The organism is Mariluticola halotolerans, from assembly GCF_021611515.1.
In the GTDB taxonomy this organism is placed as follows: Bacteria; Pseudomonadota; Alphaproteobacteria; order Rhizobiales; family Devosiaceae; genus Mariluticola; species Mariluticola halotolerans.
On the sequence record NZ_CP090960.1, the window covers coordinates 1,794,258 to 1,820,171 of the forward strand.

Below are 25,914 nucleotides of genomic sequence, written 5' to 3' on the forward strand. Positions count from 1 at the left end.
AATGAACGCCCATTTGGCCCTGATCAAACGCGAACTGCTGGAACATCGCGGCGCGTTCCTTTACGCACCAGCCGCGCTTCTGGCAGCCCTGTTCGCCATGCTCATCCTCAGCCTTGTTTTTGGTGAGACCGAATTCACCCATATTACCCGCGGTGATGTGACCATCGACTGGCGGGAGACCGGCGTCGATCTCTACTATATCGGCCTGGCGGCGATATTCGCCATGTGGTCCGGCTATCTGATGATCGCGCTGTTCTTTTATTATGCCGACAGCTTTTCGGCGGACCGGCGCAATAATTCGATGCTGTTCTGGAAATCCATGCCGCAAAGCGATTTGAAAATCCTCACCAGCAAGGCTCTGGCCGGCATCACTATCTTTCCGCTGCTCATCTTTATCTTTGCCGTGATCACCGGGTTTTTGATCTACCCGTTCAGCTTTCTCGTCGCGATGCGCATCCCGATCATACCGCTGATCAATCCGGCAGAAATGCTGGGCGCGTGGGTGCAAATGGCGCTGGTGGGCGCGGTCTATTTCGTACTCACTATTTTGTGGTACGCGCCGTTTCTGGCATGGGTTGCCGGCCTGTCGACGCTCGTACAGCGCTGGAGCATACCCTTGGCCTTTCTCATCCCCGGCGCTGTGGTGCTGGTCGAGAAAGTCACCAGCTATGGCCGTGGCGGCAGCCAGCCGATTGCCGAATATCTTGGATATCGCGCCGATGGCATTCTTGAGGATTCCGATATTTTCAAACAGGTGTTCCGGGAGGGCTCGTTCACGCCGTTCGAACTTTTGTCCGAAATGCTGATCCGGACCGACTGGACGCAAATGCTTGTGGGATTGCTGTTTGCAATTGTGGCGGTCTATCTCGCCAGCGAATACCGGCGGCGTCGGCTGGAAGCATCCTGAACCGGATTTGCGGGCGGCACACTGTGCTGCCCGCAGCTCTTTCAAGCCCTGGTCAGCGTGACCATGTGATGGTCAAAATAATAGTCGGGCGCAAATGTGCGGGTGTCGCCGCTCACGAACTCGCCCGCACCGGTTGAAAACACAAACGCATCGCGGGCCCAGCTGACCCCGCACACCTTGTCTGCCTCAACAAGCTCTGCCTTGCCGCTCGTGGCGTCGAGAATAACCGCAGCGCCGCCGACGGGCGAGGTCGCCACAATCAGACTGCCATCCGGGGACGCAGCCATTGCGCCGACATAGCCGGCCAGCCGGGCATTAAGGTCGCCGGGCAAGGTTGCAATCTCCAGCGGCTCATCGGGGCTTGCCGAAGCGATCAGCGGAATATCGTCGGCTCTGGCGCCCTGATATTGCCCCCCGATCCAGATCCGGCCATTGGTCCCGATTGCGGTATGGCGCAGGGATAGCTGATGATATTCAGCCGGCAGTTTATGGGTTGCGATGATCGTGCCGGTGTCCCTATCCAGCCAGGTGATATTGGGCTGCATCGTGGCGATATTCAGCTTGGCCCGTCCGTAATCGGGATGGGTCTCAATGCCGCCATTGGCGATGCAAAGCCATTTGCCGTCCGGACTGATTTCCACGTCATGCGGACCAACACCGCCGGAATAGAATTCACCGATCCTGCGGAAACCATCGGTTGCGTCATAGATCCCGATCATGCCCCGGCTATTGTCGAAATCATTCTCGGTGGCATAAAGCAGTTTGCCATCGGGCGCGAAGGCCCCGTGCCCGAAGAAATGCCGCCCCTCGGGGCTGGTAATTGTCGCGATCCCCTCCCCTTCCCTTGAGAAAACAACGGCAAAGGTGCCGGGCCGGCGTGCGAACGCTACCAGCCTGCCGGTATGCGCACACTGGGTCACGTCATGGCCGCGATCCGGCAAGGAGACGGTCGAGATGATCGCGCCGGTCTCGGAGACGATGGCCGCGGCGAAACGCCCGTTATGGGTCATGCCGGCGGTGGCATAAACGATATCGGCGCTGGCCAATGCTTCGGCCCGTTGCGGGGCGAGACCCGCTGCGAAAGCAGCACCGGCGGACGCTATGAATGTGCGGCGGGTCCACATGGCAGAACTCAGTCGCCATCCATGGCGGAGAAGCCGGCGCTCAGCCCGAGTTCAGCGCCGATCTGTTGCACGGCAATCCGCTGCAGGGAGGTCGTCAGGATCAACAAATAGCTGATTTTGCCGCGCGCGATGTCGTCATCAAGCGCGTCGGCTACCGGTGGATTGATATCACCTGCTGTCCGCACGAAATTGTCGAGCTCGAACACAAAGGCCCCACCTGCCCAACGCGCACTCTCGGCCAGGGCATCTGACAGGCCGGTGACAATGAACATGTCCCGCAGGCCGAGCGCATTGGCGCGCAACGCCTCAAAGGTCAGCCCCGAACGCCAGAACAGGGCCGCCTTGGGGTTCGAACCGGCGCGGCTATTGGCGTAGAATGGCGAGAGCCGCGTGTCACGCAACAATTCCATGCCATGCACCCAGACGCCCAGCAATTCCTGCATTACCTCCGCCTCGGTCCGGTAATCGGCATAACCGGGCTGGGGGGAGATCATATGGCTGGCAATGCCGTCTTCCGCTTCCCAATCGGCGACAATCTCGGCACCATTCGCCTGGATCGCCTCAGCGATCGTGCGGCCGAAAGCACAGCGATAGGCGCCATCCGGCCCGGTCAGGTTTTCAGCGCCCGTACCGAACAGCACAAATTCAAGCGCCCCCAAACCCTGCAGGGCAACGCTTTTCTGGCGCAGGCTTTCCAGCGAGGTGGTGGTGTCGTCCTTTGTGGCGATTGCCGCCTGTACCTGCTTCAGTCCGGTGGATTTACGGTCTGGCCAGAACAGGATCTTGTCCAGCCGGTTATCGGTGAGGACCGGGCCAAACCGGACCGGTTCGATCCGGCTCCAGGCGGTGACCAATGCCTTGAATCCGGCGCGGGCGGTCGCCAGATTTGCCGCATTCGGTTCTGCACAAAGCCGGTCTATGCTGAACGCCTGCAGTTCCGCCTCGCCTGTCAATTGCTCATAGCCCGGCAGAATGAAGCCGGAAATGGCTGAGCGGGCAATATCGCTGGCCGCCGCTCTTGCGGGCGATGTGGCAAGGAAGGGGACCAGAACGAGGGCGACGAACAGACGCAGCATTTAAAGCGACTCCAGAAAGGCGATAAGTGAATCACGGTCGGGCTTGGACATGTCAATGACAGCCTGTTGTTGTGTTTCCGCCTCGCCACCATGCCACAATATGGCTTCAAGCAGATTACGGGCACGGCCATCATGCAGAAACTGGGTATGGCCGCTGACCTCTTTTGTCAGGCCAATGCCCCAAAGCGGCGGCGTGCGCCATTCATATCCATCCGCATCGCCATCGGGTCGGTGATCGGCCAAGCCCTCCCCCATATCGTGCAACAGCACGTCGGAATAGGGCCAGATCAGCTGGAAGGCGTGTATGTCGTCCGCTGCATCGCGGCGGGTCACAAATTTGGGCGTATGGCAGCTGATGCAGCCGGTTTCGTAGAAAACCTGCTTGCCGCGCAGCACCTGCGGATCATCAACGTTGCGGCGGGCGGGCACGGCGAGGTTCTGGCTATAAAACGTGACCAGCGGCATGACCGGATCGGGGGCTTCCGTATCGCCCAGCGCCAGCTGCACGCCATTGGGGGCGGCCAGACAATCAGTTTGCAGCGCGGTACAATCCCCTGCGTGATTGGGGACTTCCGGCGATGAAATCCCCACGTCACCGGCAAAAGCGTGGGCACTTTGCGTGCCGATGCCGGGCATGGTGGCTTTCCAGCCGAAGCGGCCGAGCACCAGTTCGCCTGTGGTTTTGTCCAGCACCCAGCTGGGACGTCCTGAAATACCATCGCCGTCAGCATCATCAGGATCTGCATTGGCGAGAATATCGGCGGGATGAATTTGCTCGATCAGGCCCAGCCCGATCATCGGCGAGGCTATGCGCGGTGACAAAAGAATATCCGGGTCCGGATCGCCATAGCCGGGATTTTCAAACGTATAGGTTGGCTGGCGGAGGCTGACGACCGTCCCATCGGCCAGTTCAACCGGTACTTCCTCATAAGAAATCCCCATGTCGCCCTCGGCCTTGAAGCCGGGAATGGCACGGTTTTGCAATTGTCCGCCATAAATGGGGGCTGGCACATTCTGCCATTCCCGGCTGGCGAGTTTGGCTTTCTCTTCGTCGGTTTTGGGTGGCACCGAGAGCCGCAAGAAAAGCGAGGTCGCCTTTTCGCCCTCGGTATCGGGCGCGCGGCCGCGACCGTCCTTGACGTGGCAGGATTGGCACGACCGAGCATTGAACAGCGGCCCCAATCCGTCAGAGGCAAGCGTTGAGGATGGTGACGACACCCAGAGCTTGCGGAACAGGGCATTGCCGAGCTTGAAAGTCTCTTCCTGCTCAAACGAAAGATTTTCGGAGAAATGCGAAAAGGCGTCACGGTTCACTTCGGCAGTTGAAGTGGTGGCCCCGGCCTGCTTGGCCTCGAAACGCTCTGCTTTCGAAAAATCGCTCGTTGGCTTTGTGACACTGGTGACCCGCCCCCGGTCTTTGGGGGTCAGGTCATCTCGTACGGGATCTGCCGCAAACCCATGCGCGGCAGTCGCAATGATAACGCCTGCTGCGAAAATTACGGGACTGCACTTCATAAGCTTTTACTGCTCCAGATTATCGGCCGCCGCAAAAGCCCGATCGGGTTATGGCAACCTATTCGGCGTCCAGCGAAGTCCCGGCATTGAGCTGGCCATAGCTCACCTCTCCCAGCTTGTCCAAAAGCGCCAGCTGGGTTTCAAGAAAATCGATATGGCCTTCTTCGTCCGTCAGCAATTCCTCAAAGAGTCGCATGGAGACGATGTCGCCCTTTTCGTGACAAATCTCGCGGGAGTTCGCGTAGCTCGCCCGCGCTTCATGTTCACCTGCCAGATCCGCCTCGAGCACCTCGCGCACCGACTGACCGATCTTGAGGGGCGCAACCTGCTGCAGATTTGGATGGCCTTCAAGAAAGATGATCCGCGCAACAAGCTTGTCGGCGTGATGCATTTCCTCGATCGATTCAGCCCGTTCTTTCTGTGCCAGTTTTGTGTAACCCCAATCCTCCAGCAGCCGGAAATGCACCCAATACTGGTTGACTGCCCCGAGCTCGAGAAACAGCGCTTCGTTCAGCCGTTCGATAACCTTGTCGTCCCCGCGCATGGCGTTTCCTCTCCATTTTCGTTTGCAAACCGGATAGCCGGTCGCGAAGGTCGATCACCTCATGCTCCGGTGTTTCCAGCGCACGATGATAACCTTCTACAACACGTATTATAGTGTCGACGATCGAGGGAAGACACCCACAGCATTTTCCGCGCTTTTCCAGCACGCTGAACACCATGGCCGGCACGATGAGACGCCAGGGATCTTCATCCAGCAGACCGGTGATGACCTGCTCGATTTCCTTGCTGGAGATGATATTGCAGTGACATACAAGCATTGAATGCGCGCCAAAAAGCAAAAGGGACCGAGCGGCATATGCGCCGCCCGATCATTGTTGATTACTGGAATACAGCGTCCGGGCTATCAAGGCTGTCAGAACCTTCAATGCTGACATCGCCGAGATTGAGCGCGGTCACGATGCGCTCAATTGACGTGGTCTGGTCGACCAGCGCGTCAATTGCCGCCATCACCGTCGCATTGCCCTCATCATTGGCTTCGCCAATCATCTGGTCATACGCTTCAACGGTTTCGGCACGGGTCACCATGTCCCCCATGCGCGCCATCGTGATGGAAAGCTTGGCCTTCAGCTCTTCATCAAGCGCTGCGTCGGTATTGGCGACATAGGCAGAGAGCGAGGGGCCTTCAACAACCGAACCATCCACACGGGTATACTGGCCGAGATAGACATTCTGAATGCCCTTGGCGTCATAGTAATGCGAGTTGTGCGTGTTGTCGGAGAAGCAATCATGCTCTTCCTCGGGATCATGCAGCAGCACACCAAGCTTCATGCGCTCACCGGCAAGTTCACCGTAAGAGAGTGAGCCCATGCCGGTCAGAATGGTGGCAATGCCGTCGTTATCATTGCCATTGACCACCGCATTGCGCGCTGCGCCGCCTTCCTGCCAGTTTGCGGTCATTTCCTCGAGGTCCGCGATCAGCAAGTCGGTTGCCGCACTCAGATACTGGCCGCGGCGGTCACAATTGCCATTGGTGCAATCGGTCAGGCTGAAATCCGTCGCGGGCCGCGTGCCTGCGCCGGCATCCGTCCCATTGAGGTCCTGCCCCCAAAGCAAAAACTCGATGGCGTGGTAGCCGGAAGCGACATTGGCCTCGTTCCCCCCTGCTTCATGCAGCATTTCGGCGATTGCCTCGGGCGTGATCTCGGGCACTTCAATTTCTTCGCCATTGATCAGCAGTTTGCCGCCAGCGATGACATTGGCCGTGTAAAGCTCATTGCTGTCGCTCTCGGTGCCGTAAGAAGGGTCGACATAATCAATCAGGCCCTCATCCAGCGGCCAGGCATTTACCTTGCCTTCCCAGTCATCGACGATGGCATTGCCAAAGCGATAGGCTTCGGTCTGCTGATAGGGGTTGCGGGCGGCCAACCAGGCTGCACGGGCGGCAGCGAGCGTCTCTTCAGTGGGGTCGGCCAGCAGGGCCGCGACAGCCGTTTTCAGTTCCTTTGCCGTTGTCAGCGAATCCTCATACCCGGCGGCGGCAATATCGGCATAAGTTTTCAGAACTGCGCTTGCCGATACCGTCTCAGCCAGAACCGAGGGACTGGTGAGTGCGGTTGTGCCGAGCGTCAGGGCGATCAGGCCAGCGCGTAACAGGGATCTGGTCATTCGTGTGTCTCCTTCCGGGGGCAAGGCCCGGGTTTCAGGTCACCCGTTGGTGGAAGGAAAAGCACTAAAAGCCCAAGAATCTGGCGTTGGGCGTACCAGCCGCATGGGCCGATGCTTCCGCTTCGATCAACGGGATTAAAGGTCCCGCCATCAAGTTGGCTGAGGCATTGCTATCGGCGTGATTGGCTCAAATCAAGTTATTTTTCAATAGCTTAGAACAGTTCTAAACTACAGGCCATTGATACCGAGCGGAAAAACCACGCCCCCAAGCCGACGCTCATTACTCCGGCTCTGATGAGAGGGCGACAATGTTTAGTCTTTTCAGGCGCCTATGATCGACCAGAAGCCAAGCCGCTTTTTGGCCAGATGCAACATCAGCACACATGTGCCGATTGTTACCATGGCTGTCGCGATTGCCGCCCCGATTGCACCAAAGGCGAAGATCAAAATGATATTCAGCACAATATTGGCCAACATGCTGACCAGCACGATTCTGGCGACGGCATTCTGTTCACCGGTCATTGAGAGGGTGAACTTGAGTGGGCCCATTGCTGCCTGCACGACCAGACCGAATGTGAGCACCAAAAGAATGGGCCATGCGGCGGTGAATTCGGCACCGAACAGCGCCAATGCACTGCCGCCGAAAATTGCAAGCACTGCCGCAATGAGGGCCGTGGGATAGAATGACTGTGCGATAAAGCGGCGTGACAGCGCCTTGATCGCCGCCTTGTCGTCACGGGCGAAGGCGGCGGCAATTGGCTTGGCGGCGGCGGATGACACCGCGATATGCACGAAGGCAACTGTCGCGGCGACTTTGGCGGCAACATAATAAAGCCCCACCACATCCATGGGCACGAAGAACTGCAGGATGATGATATCAGCAAACGACAGGAACAGCGTGTTGCCTTCGACAAGTGTTAGGGGCACGGCGGTGCGCACCCAGTTTCGCGTGTCCCATTGGGGCGTGGCATCGCCAAGATAGCCCCTCAGGCGCGTCGTGATCATTTGCCATTGGGTCAGAACCACCAGCGCAGATGCCGCAAGCGTGAGGCCCAGCGCACCGGCTGCATCAAGTGGCCAGGCCAGAGCCAGCGCAGCGAGAGCCAGTACAAACAAAACCGCAGGTCGCAACACAAAGCCGGGCGCATAGGCAAGCAATTGCCATCCCGCGCCACGGGCCACACCCTTGCCCAGTTCGGTAAAGGCAAAAAGCGGTAAGCAGACAGCCCCCACCAGTGCGGCGGGCACTAGCGCAGGTGGCGCAAACATGGCGGCTGCACCACCCATCAACATGGCGAAAATCAATGCCGCTGCGCCGACAAACCCGGTTGTCACCCGCAGAAATGCACGGGCATGGCCCGCATTGTCACGTTCCATATAGGTGGCAAGAAACCGGGTTGAAGCCATTGTGAAACCGAGTGGTGCCAGCCCACCGAGAACAATCACCCAGGTCCAGATCGCGGCATAGGTGCCAAATTCGGCGGCACCGAGGGCACGCGCCAAAACGATGTTCAGCGCAAAGCCGACACCAACGCCAGCAATCCGCGCGAACAGGGTTTTAACGCTGTCATTACCCCAGAGACGCGCCAGCGGACTGGCTTTGACCGGCACCGCCTTCCCTTGCTGCGCGGTATCATCAGCAAGATCGGCAAACATGCGCTCCTCGCTGGTGATGCCGAGACCTTGCGTCCGGCGTTCAGGACCACCATCGGATTGCCAACGCACCCGGTCGAGCAGACGTTTGGGGGCTGTCACATGAGCGGCGAGGCCGGGGACCATATCGTCGGTCGCCAGTTCGTCCACGTCTTCCTTGCGGCAGAGCCAGCTCCAGCCCCGTCGCGCAATCTCACCCAGAACCAGGAATGGTTTTGAAAAAGCACTGATTTCCGGGTCGCCGAGAAGATGCAATATGGATTGCAGGGAGTTCGAGCTGCGCGCGCCGTGCTGATAGGTATCCGGCACATCCACCTCACCGGTGACCATCATGTCGTACAGTTTTGCGGGGAAATCGATCCCGGCGGCAATGGCAAGTGCCACTGACCCCCAGAAACGCGCATTGACCTCAAGCAATACCCAGTCGCCGGTCGCCTTTTCCTGGCGGAACTCAAACATGGCAACGCCATTGAGCTTTGTCGCCAGCGCGATCTTTTTGCAGGCAGCGAACATTTCGGGATCGAGCGGTTCACTTATCCGCATCGAACTGGCACCGCCGCCGGGCTTTTCGCGCAGCCGGCGATGCTGGAAGGCAACGAGAATTTCGCCATTCCGGGCCAGAACGGAAATGCCCAGCCCGGTGCCGTGGCCAGAAGCAGGAAAACCGGACTCGACAAGGAAATGGTCCCGATTGGTGATATCTGCCAGAACGGCATCAGCGGCTTGCGCGCTTTCGACCGCGGTCACGCTGCCCCTGTCGGACAGGTTTTCCAGCGTATAGGACTGACGGGACTTGATATAAAGTGGCGTGCCAAGATCAGCCACAAGGCTCGCTCCGGTATCCGTTTCGGACAGCGCGCGGCCTCTGGCGACCGACACCTGACATGCCTCAGCCACCGCCCGGGTCTCCAGCTTGTCGAACAGGCGCGTCATGGCCGCGTCGCCGGGATAGGCGAGCACGCCCTCTGCGAACGCTGATCTGCTTTGCCATAACGGCAATAGCGAGCGTTCAGAGCAGGGGATAATCAGATCATAAGCGTAAGTGGCATCGAGCGCCTGCACAGCTTCAACCCATGCGCATGTATCCGGCTCAATGCGGGGCAAATGGTGCGTTGCGGCGACAAACCGGGATTTGAGCGCTGGCGCGTGCCAGTCGAACGGCGCGGCATGCACTTCAAGACCCTTGCGCCCCAGCGAGCGGACAATGGCCAGAAAGGATTGTGCATCGTCGCCAATGACCAGAACCCGGCCCGATCGCGCGGTCGTCCGATTCTGCCTATCTGTCTCTGCAGATTTGTTTTTTTTATTCTTGGCGTCAGGTGCGGCCATGTCTTTAACTCCTGCCGCGTTTTAACCAGCGCGCGGTTTCAAACTCATTAAAGATTGCGAATACCTCACCTTCCACGGACATGAATGCAGACACGGTTTCGTGAAGAACACCGCGTTCGCCGGTGACATCCGGACAACAATTATGCTTTCAGGCCTTACAAAGCCGAAACATGCAACTAAATTATTGGTAACATTAGGGTTTTATTGGATCGACTGGTATTATCACCCCGGCGATCACGCGTCGTCGCCAGCACCGCTTTTAGGCAATTGCCGAAAGAAATCCGCATAGCCCTGACTGCGGGTTGCATTGAGGATTTCGGCCAGTTGCGCCACCGGTTCGTTCGACCAGTCAGCGCGCAGATCGACGGCGGGATAGGGTTCACTGGTATATACTTTTAATGCCGCCGAGCGGATACCCCGATAATCTCCACCTTCAGCGGCGCCCGCCCGCAAAGCTGCGAGAAGCCTGTCTTCAAAGGGTTGCGTGCCAGAAGCCTGATAGGCTTCCAGCATGGCTTCAAACACATGGGTGCTCACAAGCATATTTCCGGCAACGCCCACCCCATCGGCCACCAGCGCGCCGCTGGCAGCTTCTGCCTTGCTGCCTGTCCAGGCAACCGCTGGTCCCGTTGTGCCAATGATCACGCATTGGCGGCTTTCGCGCCCGGCATCTGCCGCCGTCAGCTGGTCCAGCACCTTTTGCGCAGACACGCCGCTTCCCAGCAAATCCAGCCCGATGCTGCCGTAAAGAGGATTGGTCAGGCTTTGGGTTGCAATCGCGCCAACACCAGCACGGGCATGGGGCACCAGAGAGCCCACCACCGGACCGCCAGTGGCCGTGGCAACGCCAAAAGCCCCCGTGTCCGTGTCTCTGGCTACGATAGAAAACGTCATCTGGCCTTGATGCCCGGTTTTTTCACAGAGGTCAATTTATCAGCATAAATTGGTTGCGTCATCTATTTATGCTGATAAATTAACTGGTGATCGGTCGCCGAAACCGGTCTCTACATCCGGGCGGCCGGCGCAGCTTATGCCGCCAAGGAGGTAGTCATGCACAAACTTACCAAGGGAATTGCTGCCCTTGCTCTCGCCGCGACAGCGGCCATGGGCATTACAGGTCAGGTTTCCGCCCAAACACCCCCCAATGTTCTTGTCGTCGGGCAGATTGCCGAACCGCAATCGCTCGACCCGCATACCGTTACCGCTGCCAATGATTTCCGCATTCTGGTCAATCTTTATGATGGACTGGTGCGCAACAAGCCGGGCACACTGGAAATTGAGCCCTCGCTTGCAACGGACTGGACGATCTCGGAAGACGGTCTGGTTTATACGTTCAACCTGCGTGAGGGCGTCAAATTCCACGACGGTACCGACTTCAACGCGGACGCAGTGAAATTCAACTTCGACCGGATGCTGAACGAGGATCATCCCTATTATGACACCGGGCCCTTCCCGCTGTCCTTCTTCTTTTCGGCAATTACCGATGTTGCCGTTATCGATGACATGACCGTTGAGTTCACCCTCAATGAACCCTACGCCCCGTTCATGTCCAACCTTGCCTCCCCCACCGGCCTGATCATTTCGCCGGCCGCCGTGGAGAAATTCGGCAAGGATGTGGGACGCAACCCCACGGGCACCGGCGCCTTCAAGTTTGAAGAATGGCAGTCGAATGCCCGCGTTGTGGCCTCGCGCAATGATGATTACTGGGATGGTGCCACGCCGCTTGAAGCTGTGGTGTTCCGCCCGATCACCGATGCCAATACACGGGTTGCCGAAATGTTGTCCGGCGGCATTGATGTATTGCTGGAGACACCTCCCGACACCGTATCGACCTTCCGCGATGACGCCAATTTCAAGGTGGTGGAAGCCGCCGGGCCCCATCTCTGGTTCCTCATTCTCAATATGAAGGAAGGCCCGTTTGCCGATGTGCGGGTGCGTCAGGCCGCCAATTACGCGATCAACAAGGAAAGCCTTGTGAATGACGTGTTGCAGGGCACGGCCGATGTTGCGGCAGGCCCCACACCGCCGGCTTTCAACTGGGCTTACAATGATGACCTTTCGCCCTATCCGTATGATCCGGAAAAGGCACGGGCCATGATCAAGGATGCTGGCGCTGAAGGCGCTGAGGTCACCTTTTATGTGACCCAGGGCGGCTCGGGCATGCTCGATCCCATCCCGATGGGCACCGCCATTCAGGCAGATCTCAATGCCGTGGGCCTTGATGTGACCATCGAGACTTATGAGTGGAACACGTTCCTTGGGAAAGTGAACCCGGGGCTTGAGGGCAAGGCGGATATGGCCGAAATGGCATGGATGACATCCGATCCGGATACATTGCCCTTCCTTGCACTACGCACAGATGCATGGCCGGACAAGGGTGGCTTCAATTCGGGCTATTATTCCAATCCGGAAGTTGATGCGCTCTTGAACAAGGCGCGCACCGAAACCGATCAGGCGGAACGTGCCCGGCTCTACAAGGAAATGCAGGCCATTGTTTATGAGGATGCGCCCTGGCTGTTCGTTGCCAACTGGAAGCAGAACGCTGTGACCACGTCATCGGTGGGCAATTTCGAGTTGCAGCCGGACTTCAGCCTTGTGCTGCGCGACGTCACCAAGAACTAGTTCTCCCAATCTGGCCGGTGGCGCTTTATGCGCCGCCGGTTTTATCTATCATGGGTAAAACCCATGACAATGCTCCATGACAAAGCCCGGCGGAGATAGAGATGACGGCCTATATTCTCAAGCGCTTGCTCGCGGCCATACCGGTGATTGCCGGTCTTTCTGTCATTGTTTTTCTCATCATGGCGATGATCCCAGGTGATCCGGCGCTGGCCATTCTCGGGGCCTATGCGACACCGGAGAATATCGAGCGGCTCAATGCCCAGCTCGGCCTCGACAAGTCGCTGTTCGAGCAATATTTCATCTGGGTCAGCAATCTGCTGCAAGGCGATTTCGGCCGCTCCTACATCCTCAATCGACCCGTCCTCGATGAAATTGTTGAGCGCTTCGGGGCGACATTAATTCTCGCCGGCACCGCGCTGGTGATCTGTTCCATTCTCGGTCTTTTGGCGGGGGTCGTCTCCGCCGTGCGCCAGTTTGGCTGGGCCGACCGCATCATCACCTTTCTGGTGATTATCGGCATTTCGGTGCCCTCATTCTTTCTCGGCCTGTTGCTGATCTTGTTGTTCGCGGTGCAATGGCGCTTGTTTCCGGCCTCGGGCATGTATGCGGTCTATGGCGGCGGCGACCTGCCGGACCTGTTGCGCCACCTGTTCCTGCCCGCGATGACGCTGGCCGTTGTCGCCACCGGCATTATCGCCCGGCTGACCCGCGCTGCCATGCTCGAAGTCTTGCGGCAGGATTATGTGCGCACTGCCCGCGCCAAGGGACTGGATGAACGCACGGTCATTTACAAGCATGCCTTCAAGGCGGCCATGGTCAGCGTGGTGCCGGTGATCGGATTGCAGGCCGGGTTTGTGCTCGGCGGCGCGGTTTATATCGAGACCGTGTTCCAGTGGCCGGGGATTGGGGCCATGCTGGTCAAGGCCATTTCCACCCGCGACATTCTGTTGGTGCAAGGCGGGGTGCTGGTGGTGGCCGCCGCCTATGTCTTCGTCAATCTCCTCGCCGATGTGGTGCAATCCCTGCTCGATCCGAGGTTGAAATCATGAGCGCGCCCCAAGCTACAGCCACAGCCCCTAAAGCATCCCGGCGTCCCAATGCCTGGCAATTGCTGATGAACAACACGCTGGCCGCGATCGGCTTTTATGTAATCGCCCTGATTGCCCTCGCCGCTGTGCTCGTGCCCATTCTGCCCCTCCCCGACCCGGACCTGACCAATCTGGCCAACCGGCTGCAACCGGTGATGACAGATGGGCATCTGCTCGGCACCGATCATCTTGGCCGCGATATTTTTGCCCGGCTGATCTGGGGCACGCGGGTGTCCCTGCTGGTGGGGATTTCCGCTTCGCTGGTCGCCGCATTTTTTGGCTCGGCCATCGGGCTGATCGCCGGTTATGCGGGTGGGCGCACCGACAATATCATGATGCGCGGCATCGATATGCTGATGGCGTTCCCTTACATCCTCCTGGCCCTCGCCATTGTCGCCGTGCTCGGGCCGGGGCTGATGAATGCGCTTTATGCCATAGCCGTGGTCAATATCCCGTTTTTCGCCCGCAATATCCGCGGCATTACCGTGGGGCTGGCGCATAAGGAATTTGTCGATGCGGCAAGGCTTTCGGGCAAGGGGCATATCGCCATTGTGCTCACCGAGATCCTGCCCAATGTCATGCCGATCATTGTGATCACCATGTCGACCACGGTGGGCTGGATGATCCTTGAGACGGCGGGCCTCAGCTTTCTGGGTCTCGGGGCTCAGCCGCCACAGGCGGACCTTGGCTCCATGCTGGGCGAGGGCCGCTCGCTCTTGTTCAACGCGCCGGTGGTCTCGCTTATTCCGGGGATCATGGTGTTCTTCATCGTCATGAGCATCAACCTGCTTGGCGACGGGGTGCGCGATGCACTTGATCCGCGCCTTCGTGCCGGTGCGCTCAGCCGCCCGATGCCCGTGACCCGAATTGACCGCAATCATGCCCCTGACACCAGCGCGCGTGGAAAGCAGGCCGCGCTGTCGGTGGAAAATCTTGAAACCAGCTTCGAGAGCAGCAACGGGCTTGTGCCCGCCGTTAAAGGCATCAGCTTTTCGGTACAAAAAGGCGAATGCCTTGGCCTTATCGGGGAAAGCGGTTCGGGCAAGAGCGTAACCGCCTTGTCGCTTCTCGGTCTCGTCGCCTCCCCACCCGGGGTGATTACCGGCGGGGCCGTCGCCGTTGAGGGGCGCGACATGTTCGCGCTCAGCGCCACCGAGATCAGCACCTATCGCGGCGGCAAGGTCTCGTATGTGTTTCAGGACCCGCTGACGACACTGCACCCCTTGTTCAGCATTGGCGATCAGGTGGCCGAGGCTGTGCGGGCGCATCAGCCGGTCAGCCGCACCGAAGCCTATAAAAAAGCCATCGCCCTATTGGAGACCGTGCGCATACCCGATGCAGCGGAACGGGCCAGCGCCTATCCGCACCAGCTTTCGGGCGGGCAGCGCCAGCGTGTCGGCATTGCCATGGCGCTGGCCAATGACCCCGACATCATTATTGCCGATGAGCCGACTACGGCGCTCGATGTAACGGTGCAGGCCGAAATCCTTCGCCTGTTGCAGGCATTGCGCACCGAGCGCGGGCTCGCGCTGTTGTTCATCACCCATGATTTTGGCGTGGTGGCAGAGGTCTGCGACCGGGTGGCAGTGATGCGTCACGGGGAAATCGTTGAGACCGGCGACACCAAAACCGTGCTCGGCAATCCGCAACACCCCTATACCAAACGGCTGATCGCCTGCGTCCCGAAACCGGGCCAGGGCCGCAAATTCCTTGATGACCTGCGCAAACTGCCCGCGCTCGACCCGGTGGAGGCAGAGGCATGAGCATTGCAACCAACGCCATTGAAGTGACCGGCCTGACAAAAACCTTTGGCGGCAAGCGCACGCTTTTTGGTGGTCACTCCCATGCGGTGCACGCGGTGAAAAATGTCACCCTCGCCCTGCGTCAGGGGGAAACGCTGGCCATTGTCGGCGAGAGCGGTTCGGGCAAATCCACACTCGCGCGTATGGTCGTCGGGCTGGAAGTGCCGACCGCCGGGCAGATGCAGATTGCCGGGCAGGACGCCGCCGCGCTGACCCGCGAAGGCCCCCGCGCCTTCGGGCAGATGATTCAATATGTGTTTCAGGATCCGGTCTCCTCGCTTAATCCACGCAAGACCATTGGTGCCATTCTGGAAACCCCTCTCAGATTGCTCAAGGGTTTTAACGCGGCACAACGGCAGGCGCGCATGAAGGAACTGCTCGACGCGGTGCAAATGCCAGCCAATACGCTGGAGCGCTATCCGCATGAATTCTCCGGCGGCCAGTCTCAGCGCATTGCCATCGCCCGCGCGCTCGCCGCTGCGCCCAAAATCATGGTGCTGGATGAACCTGTCTCGGCGCTTGATGTGTCCGTGCAGGCGCAGGTCCTCCTGCTGCTCGAGGATTTGAAGGCTGAATTCGATCTCTCCTATTTGTTCATCAGCCATGATCTGGCGGTGGTGGAGAGCATTTCGGACCGGGTCGCTGTGATGTATTTCGGGGAGGTGGTTGAGGAAGGTCCGGCCGAGGCGCTTTTCAAGGCTCCCCAGCATGACTATACCAAACGTCTTATCGCCAGCGCGCCGCGCCTTGAAACGGACTAAGGACGATCCCCCCATCATGAGTGTTTCCGATCAGGTGGCCGCAACCGCATCGCCCAAGACCATCAAGCCCGGGCCGCGCAAGGCGCGCAAGCGCACGGACGAAATTGCCGAGGCGGTCAAGCGCACGATCATGGAGCACGGGCTGGAACCCGGCGACCGGTTGCCGCAGGAAAAAGAGCTGATCGCCCAATATGCCGCCAGCAAGGGCACGGTGCGCGAGGCGCTTAAATCGCTCGAGGTCCAGGGCCTCGTTCGCATTCGCACCGGCCCCGGTGGCGGTGCCTTTGTCGAGCGCATGTCCGAGGGCCGGGCGATGAGCCTTTTGGGCAATTACCTGTTCGCCAAGACCGTGACGATTGCCGACATCTATGCCTTGCGCAAGGCGCTGGAGCCGCTGGTGGCGGTGGATGCGATGGAGAATATCGACGCGGCCGGATTTACCCGGCTGGAAGGCATTATCAGCGTTTATGCCCACGAACCACGGGATGCAGAAGAACGCTGGGCCCAGCGCATGGCGGAGCTTGATTTCCACTCGGTCGTGGCCGAATATTCCGACAATGCCCTTTTGTCGTTTCAGTGCCGGTTCCTGCAGCGGCTCTTGAAGGATCTGGCGGTCTGCCGCGATATCTACCGGCAGGACCAGCCGGTGATGCGCCAGCGCGGCATTGCCTATCAGCGCGAACTGATCGCGGCGATGCGGGAAAAGGATGGCGACCGTGTACGCCAGATCATGGCCGACCACATGGCCCATGCCGAACAGCAAATGCTGACACTGGAAGCGGAAGTTGAGGCAAGGTTTCTCGACGAGAATTAGGCGTTTGTGCCTGCGACCGCCCCGATCCTCATCCTGAGCCTTTAGAAGGATGGGCGGCAAGCTCGGCGCTGAAACCCTTATGGTTCGACAAACTCACCATGAGGGTTTGGGTAAGTCCCGCCTCCCCGCAAATCGTCATACTCGGGCTTGACCCGAGTACCCATACGATGAGGCAACGCTATAGCTGGGCGTGTGGGGCAGGAAGGTTTAGCCTGACCCCGCCCTCTGCCGGTGCGGATGGTTGGTCATGGACCCTCGGGTCAAGCCCGAGGGAGAAGGAAGGGAAAAGTGCCATTCTTCGTCCCAGCCCCCCCAACATCCCCGCCTAGTTCGGTTCAGTGGTTTCGATACTGGTATCAATCGCTGTCGCGTCGAAGATCGGCGCGGCATCCAAGTCCTTGGCACCAAGCATTGTCGCAATGCGTTCAAGGGCTGCCACAAGCATCGCCTGTTCCCAGTCATCAAGCTCTGCGAATCGCTGCTGGAAACGCTCATGCACGCCATCGGGTGCGGCGGCCACAATCTGATGGCCGGCCGGGGTCAGCGACAACCAGACCTGGCGGCGGTCGGCTTCACCTTTCCGTCTCTGGATAAGATTGCGGGCGACCAGCTTGTTCAAAAGTGCTGTCGTCGTCGCCTGGGTGATGCCAATGCGCGCGGCGATTTCGCCGGCCGTCTTCTCACCCCCGCCTTCGAGTAATTGCAGCAGCACGAGCTGCGAGGTACTCAACCCGGTCTCGCGCATCAACGCCTTGGCGTTCCCATCGGTGACCCGGAGAATGCGCCGCATGGCGGTCAAAACTGTTTTAGTACGATCGTCCACGAGAAACCCTTTCAGACCGGCACCTTAGCCCCGAAATGCTTATGTCCCAAGCCCGGAATTAGTTCGCTGTGTCTAATTAATTATATTTTTATGCATCAAAGCTATTCGATGCCCTAAATGATCCGGTTTTGACGCAATTCTGTCATATTTTAGCAGTTTTCGTCACTTTTCGCAGGATTAAGGGGAACTATCCTTCGTTTTTTGAATTATACAATCACCTCAAGGTTGACTTTTAATTCGTTTGATCTAACTAAGTGCTCATCCAGAGTGGGAGAGAAATATGCGATTGGAGACACACGTGTCGCCCAAACCCAGAAATACGAATGAGACGCTTGAGATTCGTGCGCCCCGCGGAGACGAAGGTTCCGCCGTTTGGCAGCTGATCAAGAACAGCGGCTCGCTGGATGAGAATTCGGTTTACTGCAACCTGCTGCAATGCACGCATTTCGCGAGCACATGCGCTGTCGCCCTGCTGGACGGCAAGGTCGTGGGCTGGGTTTCGGGCTATATCCCGCCCGAAGAGCCGGACGTATTGTTCATCTGGCAGGTCTGCGTCAGCCCGGCCGCACGCGGACGTGGCATAGGCAAAAAGCTGATCCGCGATGTGCTGGCGCGCGATGTCTGCGCCGATGTACAGCGGATCAAGAGCACGATCACCGATGACAATGACGCCTCATGGGCGCTGTTCAGCTCGGTGGCGGCCAAGTTTGATGCGCCGCTGAAGCGGCAGGAACATTTCAAGAGTGATGTGCATTTTGAAGGCGCACACGACACCGAACATCTGGTCACCATCGGACCGTTCGAGAGCGACGATGACGCATTGAAGTCCGCCGCCTGATCTAGTCGTCGTCGCACGGGATGAGGGAGGACGCCCCGTGCATCGCGACGCCTGACGTGCCTCCCGCGATATCATTTTACGCGTTCCCCGCGCGTGCCTTCAGGCACCTCGCGGGAAACGCTTTCATCCAGGGCCCAATGGCCTTGTTCGCGCCCCTTATGGAGGGCGCCCGCCGGGCTGACCGGCATAACAACAGTTAAGAGGTATCAAATGCCGCAGACATACAAGCCGACAGAAACGATAGCGGACATCAAGACATTCGACCGGGTTGAAAGCCAGGTGCGTTCTTATTCGCGCGCTTTTCCCCGGATGTTCAACACGGCCAAAGGCGCGACGATCCACGACGCTGAAGGCAATAGCTACACCGATTTTCTCGCAGGCTGTTCCACGCTCAATTACGGTCACAATGACCCGGACATGAAGCAGGCCCTGATCGATTATATCACCCAAGATGGCGTGGCCCATGGCCTCGACATGTTCACCGATGCCAAGGCGAAATTTCTGGAAAGCTTCAACGAGCTGATCCTGAAGCCGCGCAATATGGATTACCGTTTGCAGTTCACCGGCCCCACCGGTGCCAATGCCGTGGAAGCGGCGCTGAAGCTGGCCCGAAAGGTGACCGGCCGGCACAAGATCATCGCGTTCACCAATGGCTTTCATGGTGTCACGCTGGGCGCCCTGGCGGCCACGGGCAATGGCCATCATCGTGGTGGCGCGTCCACACCGCTCAACGGCGTCGACCGGGCAGCCTATGACCAGTATTTTGGCCCCGGCGTCGATACGGCAGCCCAGCTTGAAACCATGCTGGCCGACCCCTCCAGCGGCTATGACAAACCGGCGGCGATCATTGTCGAGCCGGTGCAGGGCGAAGGCGGCTTGAACGCGGCTTCTGCTGAATGGCTGCGCAAGATCGAAAAGATTGCGCACGACAATGGGGCGCTGTTCATCATTGATGACATTCAGGCCGGTTGCGGGCGCACAGGGTCATTTTTCTCCTTCGAGGAAATGGGGCTGTCACCTGACATCATCACCATGGCGAAATCGCTTTCGGGCATGGGCCTGCCCTTTGCGCTGACGCTGATGAAGCCTGAGCATGATATCTGGAGCCCGGCTGAACATAACGGCACGTTCCGTGGCAATAACCACGCCTTTGTCACCGCCCGTGTGGCTCTGGAGAAATTCTGGCGCGACGATACGTTTGCCAAGGAGATCCAGAAAAAGGGTGCCTATTTGAAGGACCGGCTGGAAGCGATTGCCGAGCAGCATGATTTCCGGGTCAAGGGACGCGGCATGATGCTGGGGATCGAAACCGATTCCGGCGAAACGGCCGCGGCGATCTGCAAGGCCTGCTTCAAGCAAAACCTGATTATCGAAACCTCCGGCAGCCATGACGAAATCGTCAAGGTTCTCGCCCCCCTGACCATTGAAATGGCGCAGTTCGCGGCCGGGCTGGACGTGATGGAAGATGCCTTTGGCGAGGTATTGAACAACGAGAGCGCCCGCGCGGCTGCCGAATAGGAGACACCCATGATTATCCGCAAACTGGACGAAGCCCGCGAAACCGAACGACTGGTGCATTCCGATGGCTGGGACAGCACCCGCCTGTTGCTGGCTGGCGACAATATGGGCTTTTCGTTCCATATCACCCGCATCCACGAAAATGCCGAGTTGAACCTGCACTACAAGCACCATTTCGAGAGTGTTTACTGCATCTCCGGCTCGGGCTCGATTGAGGATTGCGTGACGGGCGAAGTGCACGAGATCCGTCCCGGCACCATGTATGCGCTCAACCTGAACGACAAGCACGTGCTGCGCGCCACCGAAGAAATGGTGATGGCCTGCACGTTCAATCCACCGGTCACGGGCAGTGAAGTGCACCGGGAAGACGGCTCCTATGCACCGGCGGAGGATGCCGCCTAAGCTTTTACGACCGGCCCACTCAAGACAAGAAAGGCTTTACGAAAATGACGATGCGCGCTTTGCAAACAAAGACCGACGACTATCCGAGCCGATCTTCAGGCACTGAACAATGGCTGGAGCGCAAGGACCCTGTGTTCTGGGGCAAGTGGACGCCTGAAGCGCCCCTGACCCGCACCGAAGCCGAGAGCTTTGCCAAAAAGGGCTATCTCGTACTCAAGAGCCTGTTTACCCCGCAGGAGGTGCAGGCCCTGCAGGCTGAATCCGCCCGGCTGAGAGCGCCCGGCGCCAAGCTGGACAAGGAAACGCTGATCACCGAGCCCGGCTCCGATGACGTGCGGACCATTTTCCAGCTTGAGCAGCAAAGTGCCCTCTTTAACCGGCTGGCCAACCATAAGCGTCTTGCCGCCATTGCCAGCTTTCTGCTCGATGATGAGGTTTATATCCATCAGTCACGGCTGAATTACAAACCGGGTTATGCCGGCAAGGAATTCTACTGGCATTCAGATTTCGAGACATGGCACGCCGAAGACGGCATGCCCCGCATGCGGGCAATCTCGGCGTCTGTTCTGCTCAGCGATAACGATGCGATGAACGGGCCGCTTATGCTGATGCCCGGCTCGCAGGACCACTTTATCGCCTGTGCAGGGGAGACACCGGAGGACAACCACAAATCCTCGCTGAAAAAGCAGGAAGTGGGTGTGCCTTCCGAGGAGAGCCTTTTGAAACTCGCGGAGACATTCGGCATTGAATATGCCGCCGGCGACGCTGGAACCGTGATCCTGTTCGATTGCAATACGATGCATGGGTCGAACGGCAATATCACGCCGTTTCCGCGCTCCAATGCGTTCTTCGTTTACAACGCCATGTCCAATCAGTTGCAAGCTCCATTTGGCGCCAAAAAGCCGCGTCCGGCCTTTCTGGCCAATCGCGGCGAGCCCAAACCCGTGACGCTTGATCCTGAACCTTTGGCCTAACGCAAAGATTTTTAGATGACTAACATGAGTAACGAAAACAACGCCCCCGCCTCGCGCGGTGCGCATACGGTCGAGAAAATCGGCGGCACCTCGATGAGCCGGGTGCGTGAATTGATCGGCACGATACTGGTGGGCGACCGCCAGGGCGACGCGCTTTACAATCGGGCCTTCGTGGTCTCAGCCTTTGGCGGCATTACCGACCAGTTGCTGGAAAACAAGAAATCCGGTGAGGCAGGTGTTTATGCGCTGTTTGCCGCCGCTGACAGTGATCACGCCTGGATGCAGACGCTGAACAATGTCAGCACGGCAATGCATGAGATCAACGGCCTGATGTTTGAGGATGCCGGGGACCGCCACGCGGCGGATGATTTTGTGCGTGAACGGATCGAGGGCGCGCGTGGTTGCCTTATCGATCTGCAGCGCCTTTGTTCCTACGGGCATTTCCAGCTTGGCGCACACATGCAGACCATTCGCGAAATGTTGTCTGCTCTGGGCGAGGCGCATTCGGCCCATAACCTGACATTGCTGCTGCGCCGCGAAGGGGTCAATGCCCGCTTTGTTGATTTGACCGGCTGGCGCGACGAAGCGCAACCGGATCTCGATGAGCGTATTCAGGCCGCGTTTGCGGAAGTCGACATCAGCCGCGAATTGCCGATTGTTACCGGCTATGCGCAAAGCCGCGACGGGCTGATGCGCGAATTCGACCGGGGCTATTCCGAGGTGACCTTTGCCAGCATTGCCGCGCTGACCGGCGCGCGCGAGGCGATCATCCATAAGGAATTTCACCTCTCAAGCGCCGACCCGCGCCTTGTGGGCGAAGACAAGGTGCGCAAGATCGGGCGGACCAATTATGATGTGGCCGACCAGCTCTCGAATATGGGGATGGAAGCCATTCACCCCAAAGCTGCCAAAAAGCTGCGTCAGGCCGATATTCCCTTGCGCGTTGCCAATGCGTTTGATCCCAAGGACCCCGGTACCCTGATCGATGCGGAGGCTGCCGATACAGCTGGCGTCGAGATCGTCACCGGCCTGCCGGTAACGACCCTTGAACTGTTCGAGCAGGACATGGTCGGGGTGAAGGGCTATGACGCGACGGCGCTCGAAATCCTGACCCGGCACAAGGTCCGGATTGTTTCGAAAATCTCCAATGCCAATTCGATTGTCCATCACGTCGAAGCGCCGCTCAAAGCCATCCGGCGGGTGGAGCGGGACTTGGCCAAGGTTTATCCCTCGGCCAGCATTTCCACCCAGCGGGCCGCGATCGTCTCGGCCATCGGGCGCGACCTCAAGGGTCTGCGGGTGATGCTGCGCGGGCTGACGGCGCTTGATGACGCCGGGATTGTACCCAACTCGGCGCTTGAAACCGGGCGTGGCGTTGATGTGCAGTTTGTGCTGCGCAAGGAAGATCTCGATGCCGCCATCAAGGCGCTGCATCACGAGTTGATCGAGACCAGCGCCAAAAAACAGCTGCGGCAAGCCGCTTAAAAAACAAAAGGTCCGGCACGCCTCTTTGGCATGCCGGACCTCTTTCTTTACTGCTGCGGTGACTAGCCCAGCACTTCCTTGACCGCCAAAGCGGTCTTTTCAACCACGATATCAGCCTCTGCCTTTGTCAGGCAGAAAGGCGGCGCGAAGCCGAGAATGTCGCCCTGCGGCATGGCGCGCGCGATGACATTGTGCTTGGCCAAAGCTGCTGAAATCTGCGGACCGATCTTTTGCGCCGGATCGTAGAATTTGCGTGCCGCGCGCTCTTCCACAAACTCAACCGCACAGAGCATGCCTTCGCCGCGAATATCGCCCACATGCGGATGCTCGCCGAGCGCGGCTTTCATCGACGTGTTGAGATAGGCACCGATTTCGCTGGCATTGGCGATAAGATTCAGATCATCGATCAGCTTGAGATTGGCGACACCGGCGGCGGCACCAATCGGGTGGGCGGAATAGGTCCAGCCATGGCCGATGGGGCCGTTCTCATCGGTCCCCTGCTCCAGCACTTTCCACACCTTGTCGGAAATGATCGAACCGGAAAGCGGCGCGTATGCCGAGGTCAGGCCCTTGGCGATAGTGATGATATCGGCTTCGATGCCGAAATGATCGGAGCCGAACATGGTGCCGAGGCGACCAAAACCGGTGACCACTTCGTCGGCAACCAGAAGAATATCGTGCTTTTTCAGCACGGCCTGAATGGCGGGCCAATAGCCAGCGGGGGGCGGGACAATGCCGCCAGTGCCGAGCACCGGCTCGCCGATAAAGGCGGCAATGGTGTCAGCCCCTTCCCGCGCGATCATGGCTTCAAGTTCGCTCACACAATGGGCGACGAAATCGGCTTCGCTCATGGAGAGATCATCGCGGCGGAAATAATAGGGCGCGACCGTATGCAGGATCGGGGAGAGCGGCAGATCGAACTTGTTATGGAAACCTGCAAGACCGGTCAGCGAGCCGGTCATCAGGCCCGAGCCGTGATAACCGCGCCAGCGCGAGATGATCTTCTTCTTTTTCGGGCGGCCGAGGATATTGTTATAATACCAGATCAACTTGATATTTGTCTCATTGGCGTCAGAACCCGAGAGGCCGAAATAGACCTTGGACATGTTCTTGGGCGCGCGGTCGAGCACCATTTTGGCCAGCGTGATCGAGGCTTCCGTGCCGTGGCCGACATAGGCGTGATAATAGGCCAGTTCCTTGGCCTGGGCGGCAATCGCCTCGGCAATCTCGGCGCGGCCATAGCCGGCATTGACGCAATAAAGCCCGGCAAAACCATCGAGCAATTTGTTGCCGTCGCGATCCTCGATATAAACGCCGGAGCCGCCGGTGATGATGCGGTTGGGGCTTTCACCGCGAGCGTGCTGGGCGAGATGGGTCGAGGGATGGAAGAAATTCTCCCGGTCCCACTTGTCGAGTTGATCATTGCTAAGCATACGCTTGTCCTTCTGGTTTAATCTTTAAAAACTGGCGTCATGCCCAATCGCGGCAGACATATTTGACGTCCATGAATGCTTCCATGCCAAGGCGAGCGCCTTCGCGGCCAATGCCGGATTGCTTCATGCCGCCAAAGGGAATCGGCGCACCGGTGACCTTGGTGCGGTTGACCGCCACCATGCCATATTGCAGCACGCGGCTGGCGCGATAGATGCGGCGCGGATCGGCGGTGTGCAAATAGGCGACGAGCCCATATTCGGTATCATTGGCGCGTTTGAGCACTTCCTCTTCCGTATCGAACGGAGAGATAGCCGCGACCGGTCCAAACGTTTCCTCATGCATGATCAGCGCTTCGTGCGGCACATCGGCGAGAATAGTCGGCTGAAAGAACAGCTCCCCCAGCGCATCGCGCTTGCCGCCGGTGAGGACCCGCGCGCCCTTGGCCAGGGCATCGGCCACATGCTGTTCCTGCTTGGCGACAGCCGCCTCATTCATCAATGGGCCGATATCGGGATCATCAAGACCAAAGCCGAGGGTCAGGGCCGCCGTGCGTTCGGTGAAGAGACGACAGAAATCATCATAGACCGGCCGTTCAACCAGAAAGCGGTTGGCCCCGAGGCAATCCTGCCCGGAGGTGGCGAACTTGGCCTTGACCGCTTCATCGACAGCCTTTTCCAGATCAGCATCGGCAAAGACGATGAACGGGGCATGCCCGCCCAGTTCCAGCACCAGCTTTTTCACCGTATCCGCGCCCTGCCGATAGAGCAGTTTGCCGATTTCAGTGGAGCCGGTGAAGGAGACGACGCGCACGCGCAAATCTCCCATCCACGGGGCGACAATGGTCGCCGCCTTGCCGGTGACGATATTGAACACGCCCTTGGGCAGTCCGGCCCGCTCACCCAGCTCCGCCAGCGCCAGCGCCGAAAACGGGGTTTCTTGCGATGGGTGGGCGACAATGGTGCAACCGGCGGCGAGAGCTGCAGCAGCCTTGCGCGTCAGCATGGCGGCGGGGAAATTCCATGGGGTGATCAGCGCTGCAACACCAACCGGTTCGCGCCAGACCTCGACCTCGGCGTCGGGCAGATGCGAGGTGACGCTTTCAATATTCGGGCGCTTGGCCTCTTCGGCATAGAACTCGACAAACGAGGCCGCATAATCGATCTCGCCACGGGATTCCGAGATGGGCTTGCCCTGTTCCAGCGTCATCAGCCGGGCCAGATCTTCGCGGTTTGCAAGGATCAGATCGAACCAGCGGCGCAATACGGCGGCACGCGCCTGTGGCAGCCGCCCGGACCAGTCTTCAAAAGCTGCTTCCGCTGCATCCACGGCGGCGGCGCTTTCACTGGCGGTCAGGCTGGCAACTTCGCCCAGCCAGCTACCGTCGGCAGGGTTGGTGACCGGGATCACCGCGCCGTCATCAGCGCCCGCCCAGCGTCCATCAATATAGGAGAACTGGCGTACCAGCCGCTGATCCGACAAACCGGAAAGCAGGGTTTTGGGTGCTTCGTGAGCTGCAAGCATGATGTCACCGCCATAAATGAGAAATATCGTTGGGGTGACAATAAACCGGTTGCGGGCAA

At 58.8% G+C, this 25,914-nt stretch carries 21 protein-coding genes and 1 pseudogene; 11 read left to right on the top strand and 11 right to left on the bottom strand.

Annotated features, from left to right (window positions below; all coding sequences use genetic code 11):
- The first annotated feature begins 1 nt into the window (after position 1).
- Positions 2–907, top strand: a complete 906-nt coding sequence (locus L1P08_RS08580) for a hypothetical protein (protein ID WP_303616613.1) — start codon at positions 2–4, stop codon at positions 905–907.
- Between the two features lie 41 nt (positions 908–948).
- Here L1P08_RS08580 and L1P08_RS08585 read toward each other — a convergent pair whose 3' ends face one another.
- The 8 genes and pseudogenes from L1P08_RS08585 to L1P08_RS08620 all read right to left on the bottom strand — a co-directional run bounded on the left by L1P08_RS08585 (position 949) and on the right by L1P08_RS08620 (position 10,667).
- Positions 949–2,031: a DUF1513 domain-containing protein gene (locus L1P08_RS08585; protein WP_303616614.1), complete on the bottom strand. Its 1,083-nt coding sequence runs from the start codon at positions 2,029–2,031 to the stop codon at positions 949–951.
- An 8-nt stretch (positions 2,032–2,039) separates the two neighbouring features.
- Positions 2,040–3,107 carry an imelysin family protein gene (locus L1P08_RS08590; protein ID WP_303616615.1) on the bottom strand — a complete coding sequence of 356 codons (1,068 nt, stop codon included), beginning with the start codon at positions 3,105–3,107 and terminating at the stop codon, positions 2,040–2,042.
- Positions 3,108–4,622, bottom strand: a complete 1,515-nt coding sequence (locus L1P08_RS08595) for a di-heme oxidoreductase family protein (RefSeq protein ID WP_303616616.1) — start codon at positions 4,620–4,622, stop codon at positions 3,108–3,110. It abuts the gene before it with no gap.
- 58 nt (positions 4,623–4,680) lie between these two features.
- A complete protein-coding gene (bfr, locus tag L1P08_RS08600) occupies positions 4,681–5,166 on the bottom strand; it encodes a bacterioferritin (RefSeq protein WP_303616617.1) in 486 nt (161 codons plus the stop codon).
- An 84-nt stretch (positions 5,167–5,250) separates the two neighbouring features.
- Positions 5,251–5,443 (bottom strand): annotated as a pseudogene (locus L1P08_RS08605) ((2Fe-2S)-binding protein); the annotation flags it as partial.
- Between the two features lie 61 nt (positions 5,444–5,504).
- Positions 5,505–6,791, bottom strand: a complete 1,287-nt coding sequence (locus L1P08_RS08610; RefSeq protein WP_303616618.1) for an imelysin family protein — start codon at positions 6,789–6,791, stop codon at positions 5,505–5,507.
- Positions 6,792–7,112: 321 nt separating this feature from the next.
- Positions 7,113–9,773, bottom strand: a complete 2,661-nt coding sequence (locus L1P08_RS08615; RefSeq protein ID WP_303616619.1) for an oligosaccharide flippase family protein — start codon at positions 9,771–9,773, stop codon at positions 7,113–7,115.
- 234 nt (positions 9,774–10,007) lie between these two features.
- Positions 10,008–10,667 carry a DUF1028 domain-containing protein gene (locus L1P08_RS08620; protein WP_303616620.1) on the bottom strand — a complete coding sequence of 220 codons (660 nt, stop codon included), beginning with the start codon at positions 10,665–10,667 and terminating at the stop codon, positions 10,008–10,010.
- A 156-nt stretch (positions 10,668–10,823) separates the two neighbouring features.
- Here L1P08_RS08620 and L1P08_RS08625 point away from each other — a divergent pair, with 156 nt between their 5' ends.
- The 5 genes from L1P08_RS08625 to L1P08_RS08645 all read left to right on the top strand — a co-directional run bounded on the left by L1P08_RS08625 (position 10,824) and on the right by L1P08_RS08645 (position 16,860).
- Positions 10,824–12,395 carry an ABC transporter substrate-binding protein gene (locus tag L1P08_RS08625; RefSeq protein ID WP_303616621.1) on the top strand — a complete coding sequence of 524 codons (1,572 nt, stop codon included), beginning with the start codon at positions 10,824–10,826 and terminating at the stop codon, positions 12,393–12,395.
- A 101-nt stretch (positions 12,396–12,496) separates the two neighbouring features.
- Entirely contained in the window at positions 12,497–13,444 is a 948-nt protein-coding gene (locus L1P08_RS08630; RefSeq protein WP_303616622.1) for an ABC transporter permease, read from the top strand.
- Positions 13,441–15,246 carry a dipeptide/oligopeptide/nickel ABC transporter permease/ATP-binding protein gene (locus L1P08_RS08635; protein WP_303616623.1) on the top strand — a complete coding sequence of 602 codons (1,806 nt, stop codon included), beginning with the start codon at positions 13,441–13,443 and terminating at the stop codon, positions 15,244–15,246. The genes L1P08_RS08630 and L1P08_RS08635 overlap by 4 nt, the downstream gene beginning before the upstream one ends.
- A 2-nt stretch (positions 15,247–15,248) precedes the next feature.
- Positions 15,249–16,046 carry an ATP-binding cassette domain-containing protein gene (locus tag L1P08_RS08640; protein ID WP_303619526.1) on the top strand — a complete coding sequence of 266 codons (798 nt, stop codon included), beginning with the start codon at positions 15,249–15,251 and terminating at the stop codon, positions 16,044–16,046.
- A gap of 16 nt (positions 16,047–16,062) precedes the next feature.
- Positions 16,063–16,860, top strand: coding sequence for a FadR/GntR family transcriptional regulator (locus L1P08_RS08645; protein ID WP_303616624.1), 798 nt, complete (start codon positions 16,063–16,065; stop codon positions 16,858–16,860).
- 325 nt (positions 16,861–17,185) lie between these two features.
- Here the strand turns inward: L1P08_RS08645 and L1P08_RS08650 are convergent, their stop codons facing one another.
- On the bottom strand, positions 17,186–17,683 hold the full coding sequence (locus L1P08_RS08650) for a MarR family winged helix-turn-helix transcriptional regulator (protein ID WP_303616625.1): 498 nt from the start codon (positions 17,681–17,683) through the stop codon (positions 17,186–17,188).
- A gap of 280 nt (positions 17,684–17,963) precedes the next feature.
- On the opposite strand from L1P08_RS08650, the gene ectA reads away from it, so the two are divergent.
- The 5 genes from ectA to L1P08_RS08675 all read left to right on the top strand — a co-directional run bounded on the left by ectA (position 17,964) and on the right by L1P08_RS08675 (position 22,900).
- The gene (ectA, locus tag L1P08_RS08655) at positions 17,964–18,521 is read left to right on the top strand and encodes a diaminobutyrate acetyltransferase (RefSeq protein ID WP_303616626.1); all 558 of its coding nucleotides are present in this window, start codon (positions 17,964–17,966) and stop codon (positions 18,519–18,521) included.
- 210 nt (positions 18,522–18,731) lie between these two features.
- Positions 18,732–20,039, top strand: coding sequence for a diaminobutyrate--2-oxoglutarate transaminase (ectB, locus tag L1P08_RS08660; RefSeq protein WP_303616627.1), 1,308 nt, complete (start codon positions 18,732–18,734; stop codon positions 20,037–20,039).
- A gap of 9 nt (positions 20,040–20,048) precedes the next feature.
- Positions 20,049–20,441, top strand: a complete 393-nt coding sequence (locus L1P08_RS08665; RefSeq protein WP_303616628.1) for an ectoine synthase — start codon at positions 20,049–20,051, stop codon at positions 20,439–20,441.
- Between the two features lie 44 nt (positions 20,442–20,485).
- A complete protein-coding gene (gene thpD, locus L1P08_RS08670) occupies positions 20,486–21,415 on the top strand; it encodes an ectoine hydroxylase (RefSeq protein ID WP_303616629.1) in 930 nt (309 codons plus the stop codon).
- A 24-nt stretch (positions 21,416–21,439) separates the two neighbouring features.
- Positions 21,440–22,900, top strand: a complete 1,461-nt coding sequence (locus tag L1P08_RS08675) for an aspartate kinase (protein ID WP_303616630.1) — start codon at positions 21,440–21,442, stop codon at positions 22,898–22,900.
- 62 nt (positions 22,901–22,962) lie between these two features.
- Here the strand turns inward: L1P08_RS08675 and L1P08_RS08680 are convergent, their stop codons facing one another.
- Positions 22,963–24,333: an aspartate aminotransferase family protein gene (locus L1P08_RS08680; RefSeq protein WP_303616631.1), complete on the bottom strand. Its 1,371-nt coding sequence runs from the start codon at positions 24,331–24,333 to the stop codon at positions 22,963–22,965.
- A gap of 37 nt (positions 24,334–24,370) precedes the next feature.
- A complete protein-coding gene (locus tag L1P08_RS08685; protein ID WP_303616632.1) occupies positions 24,371–25,855 on the bottom strand; it encodes an NAD-dependent succinate-semialdehyde dehydrogenase in 1,485 nt (494 codons plus the stop codon).
- Positions 25,856–25,914: the final 59 nt, after the last annotated feature.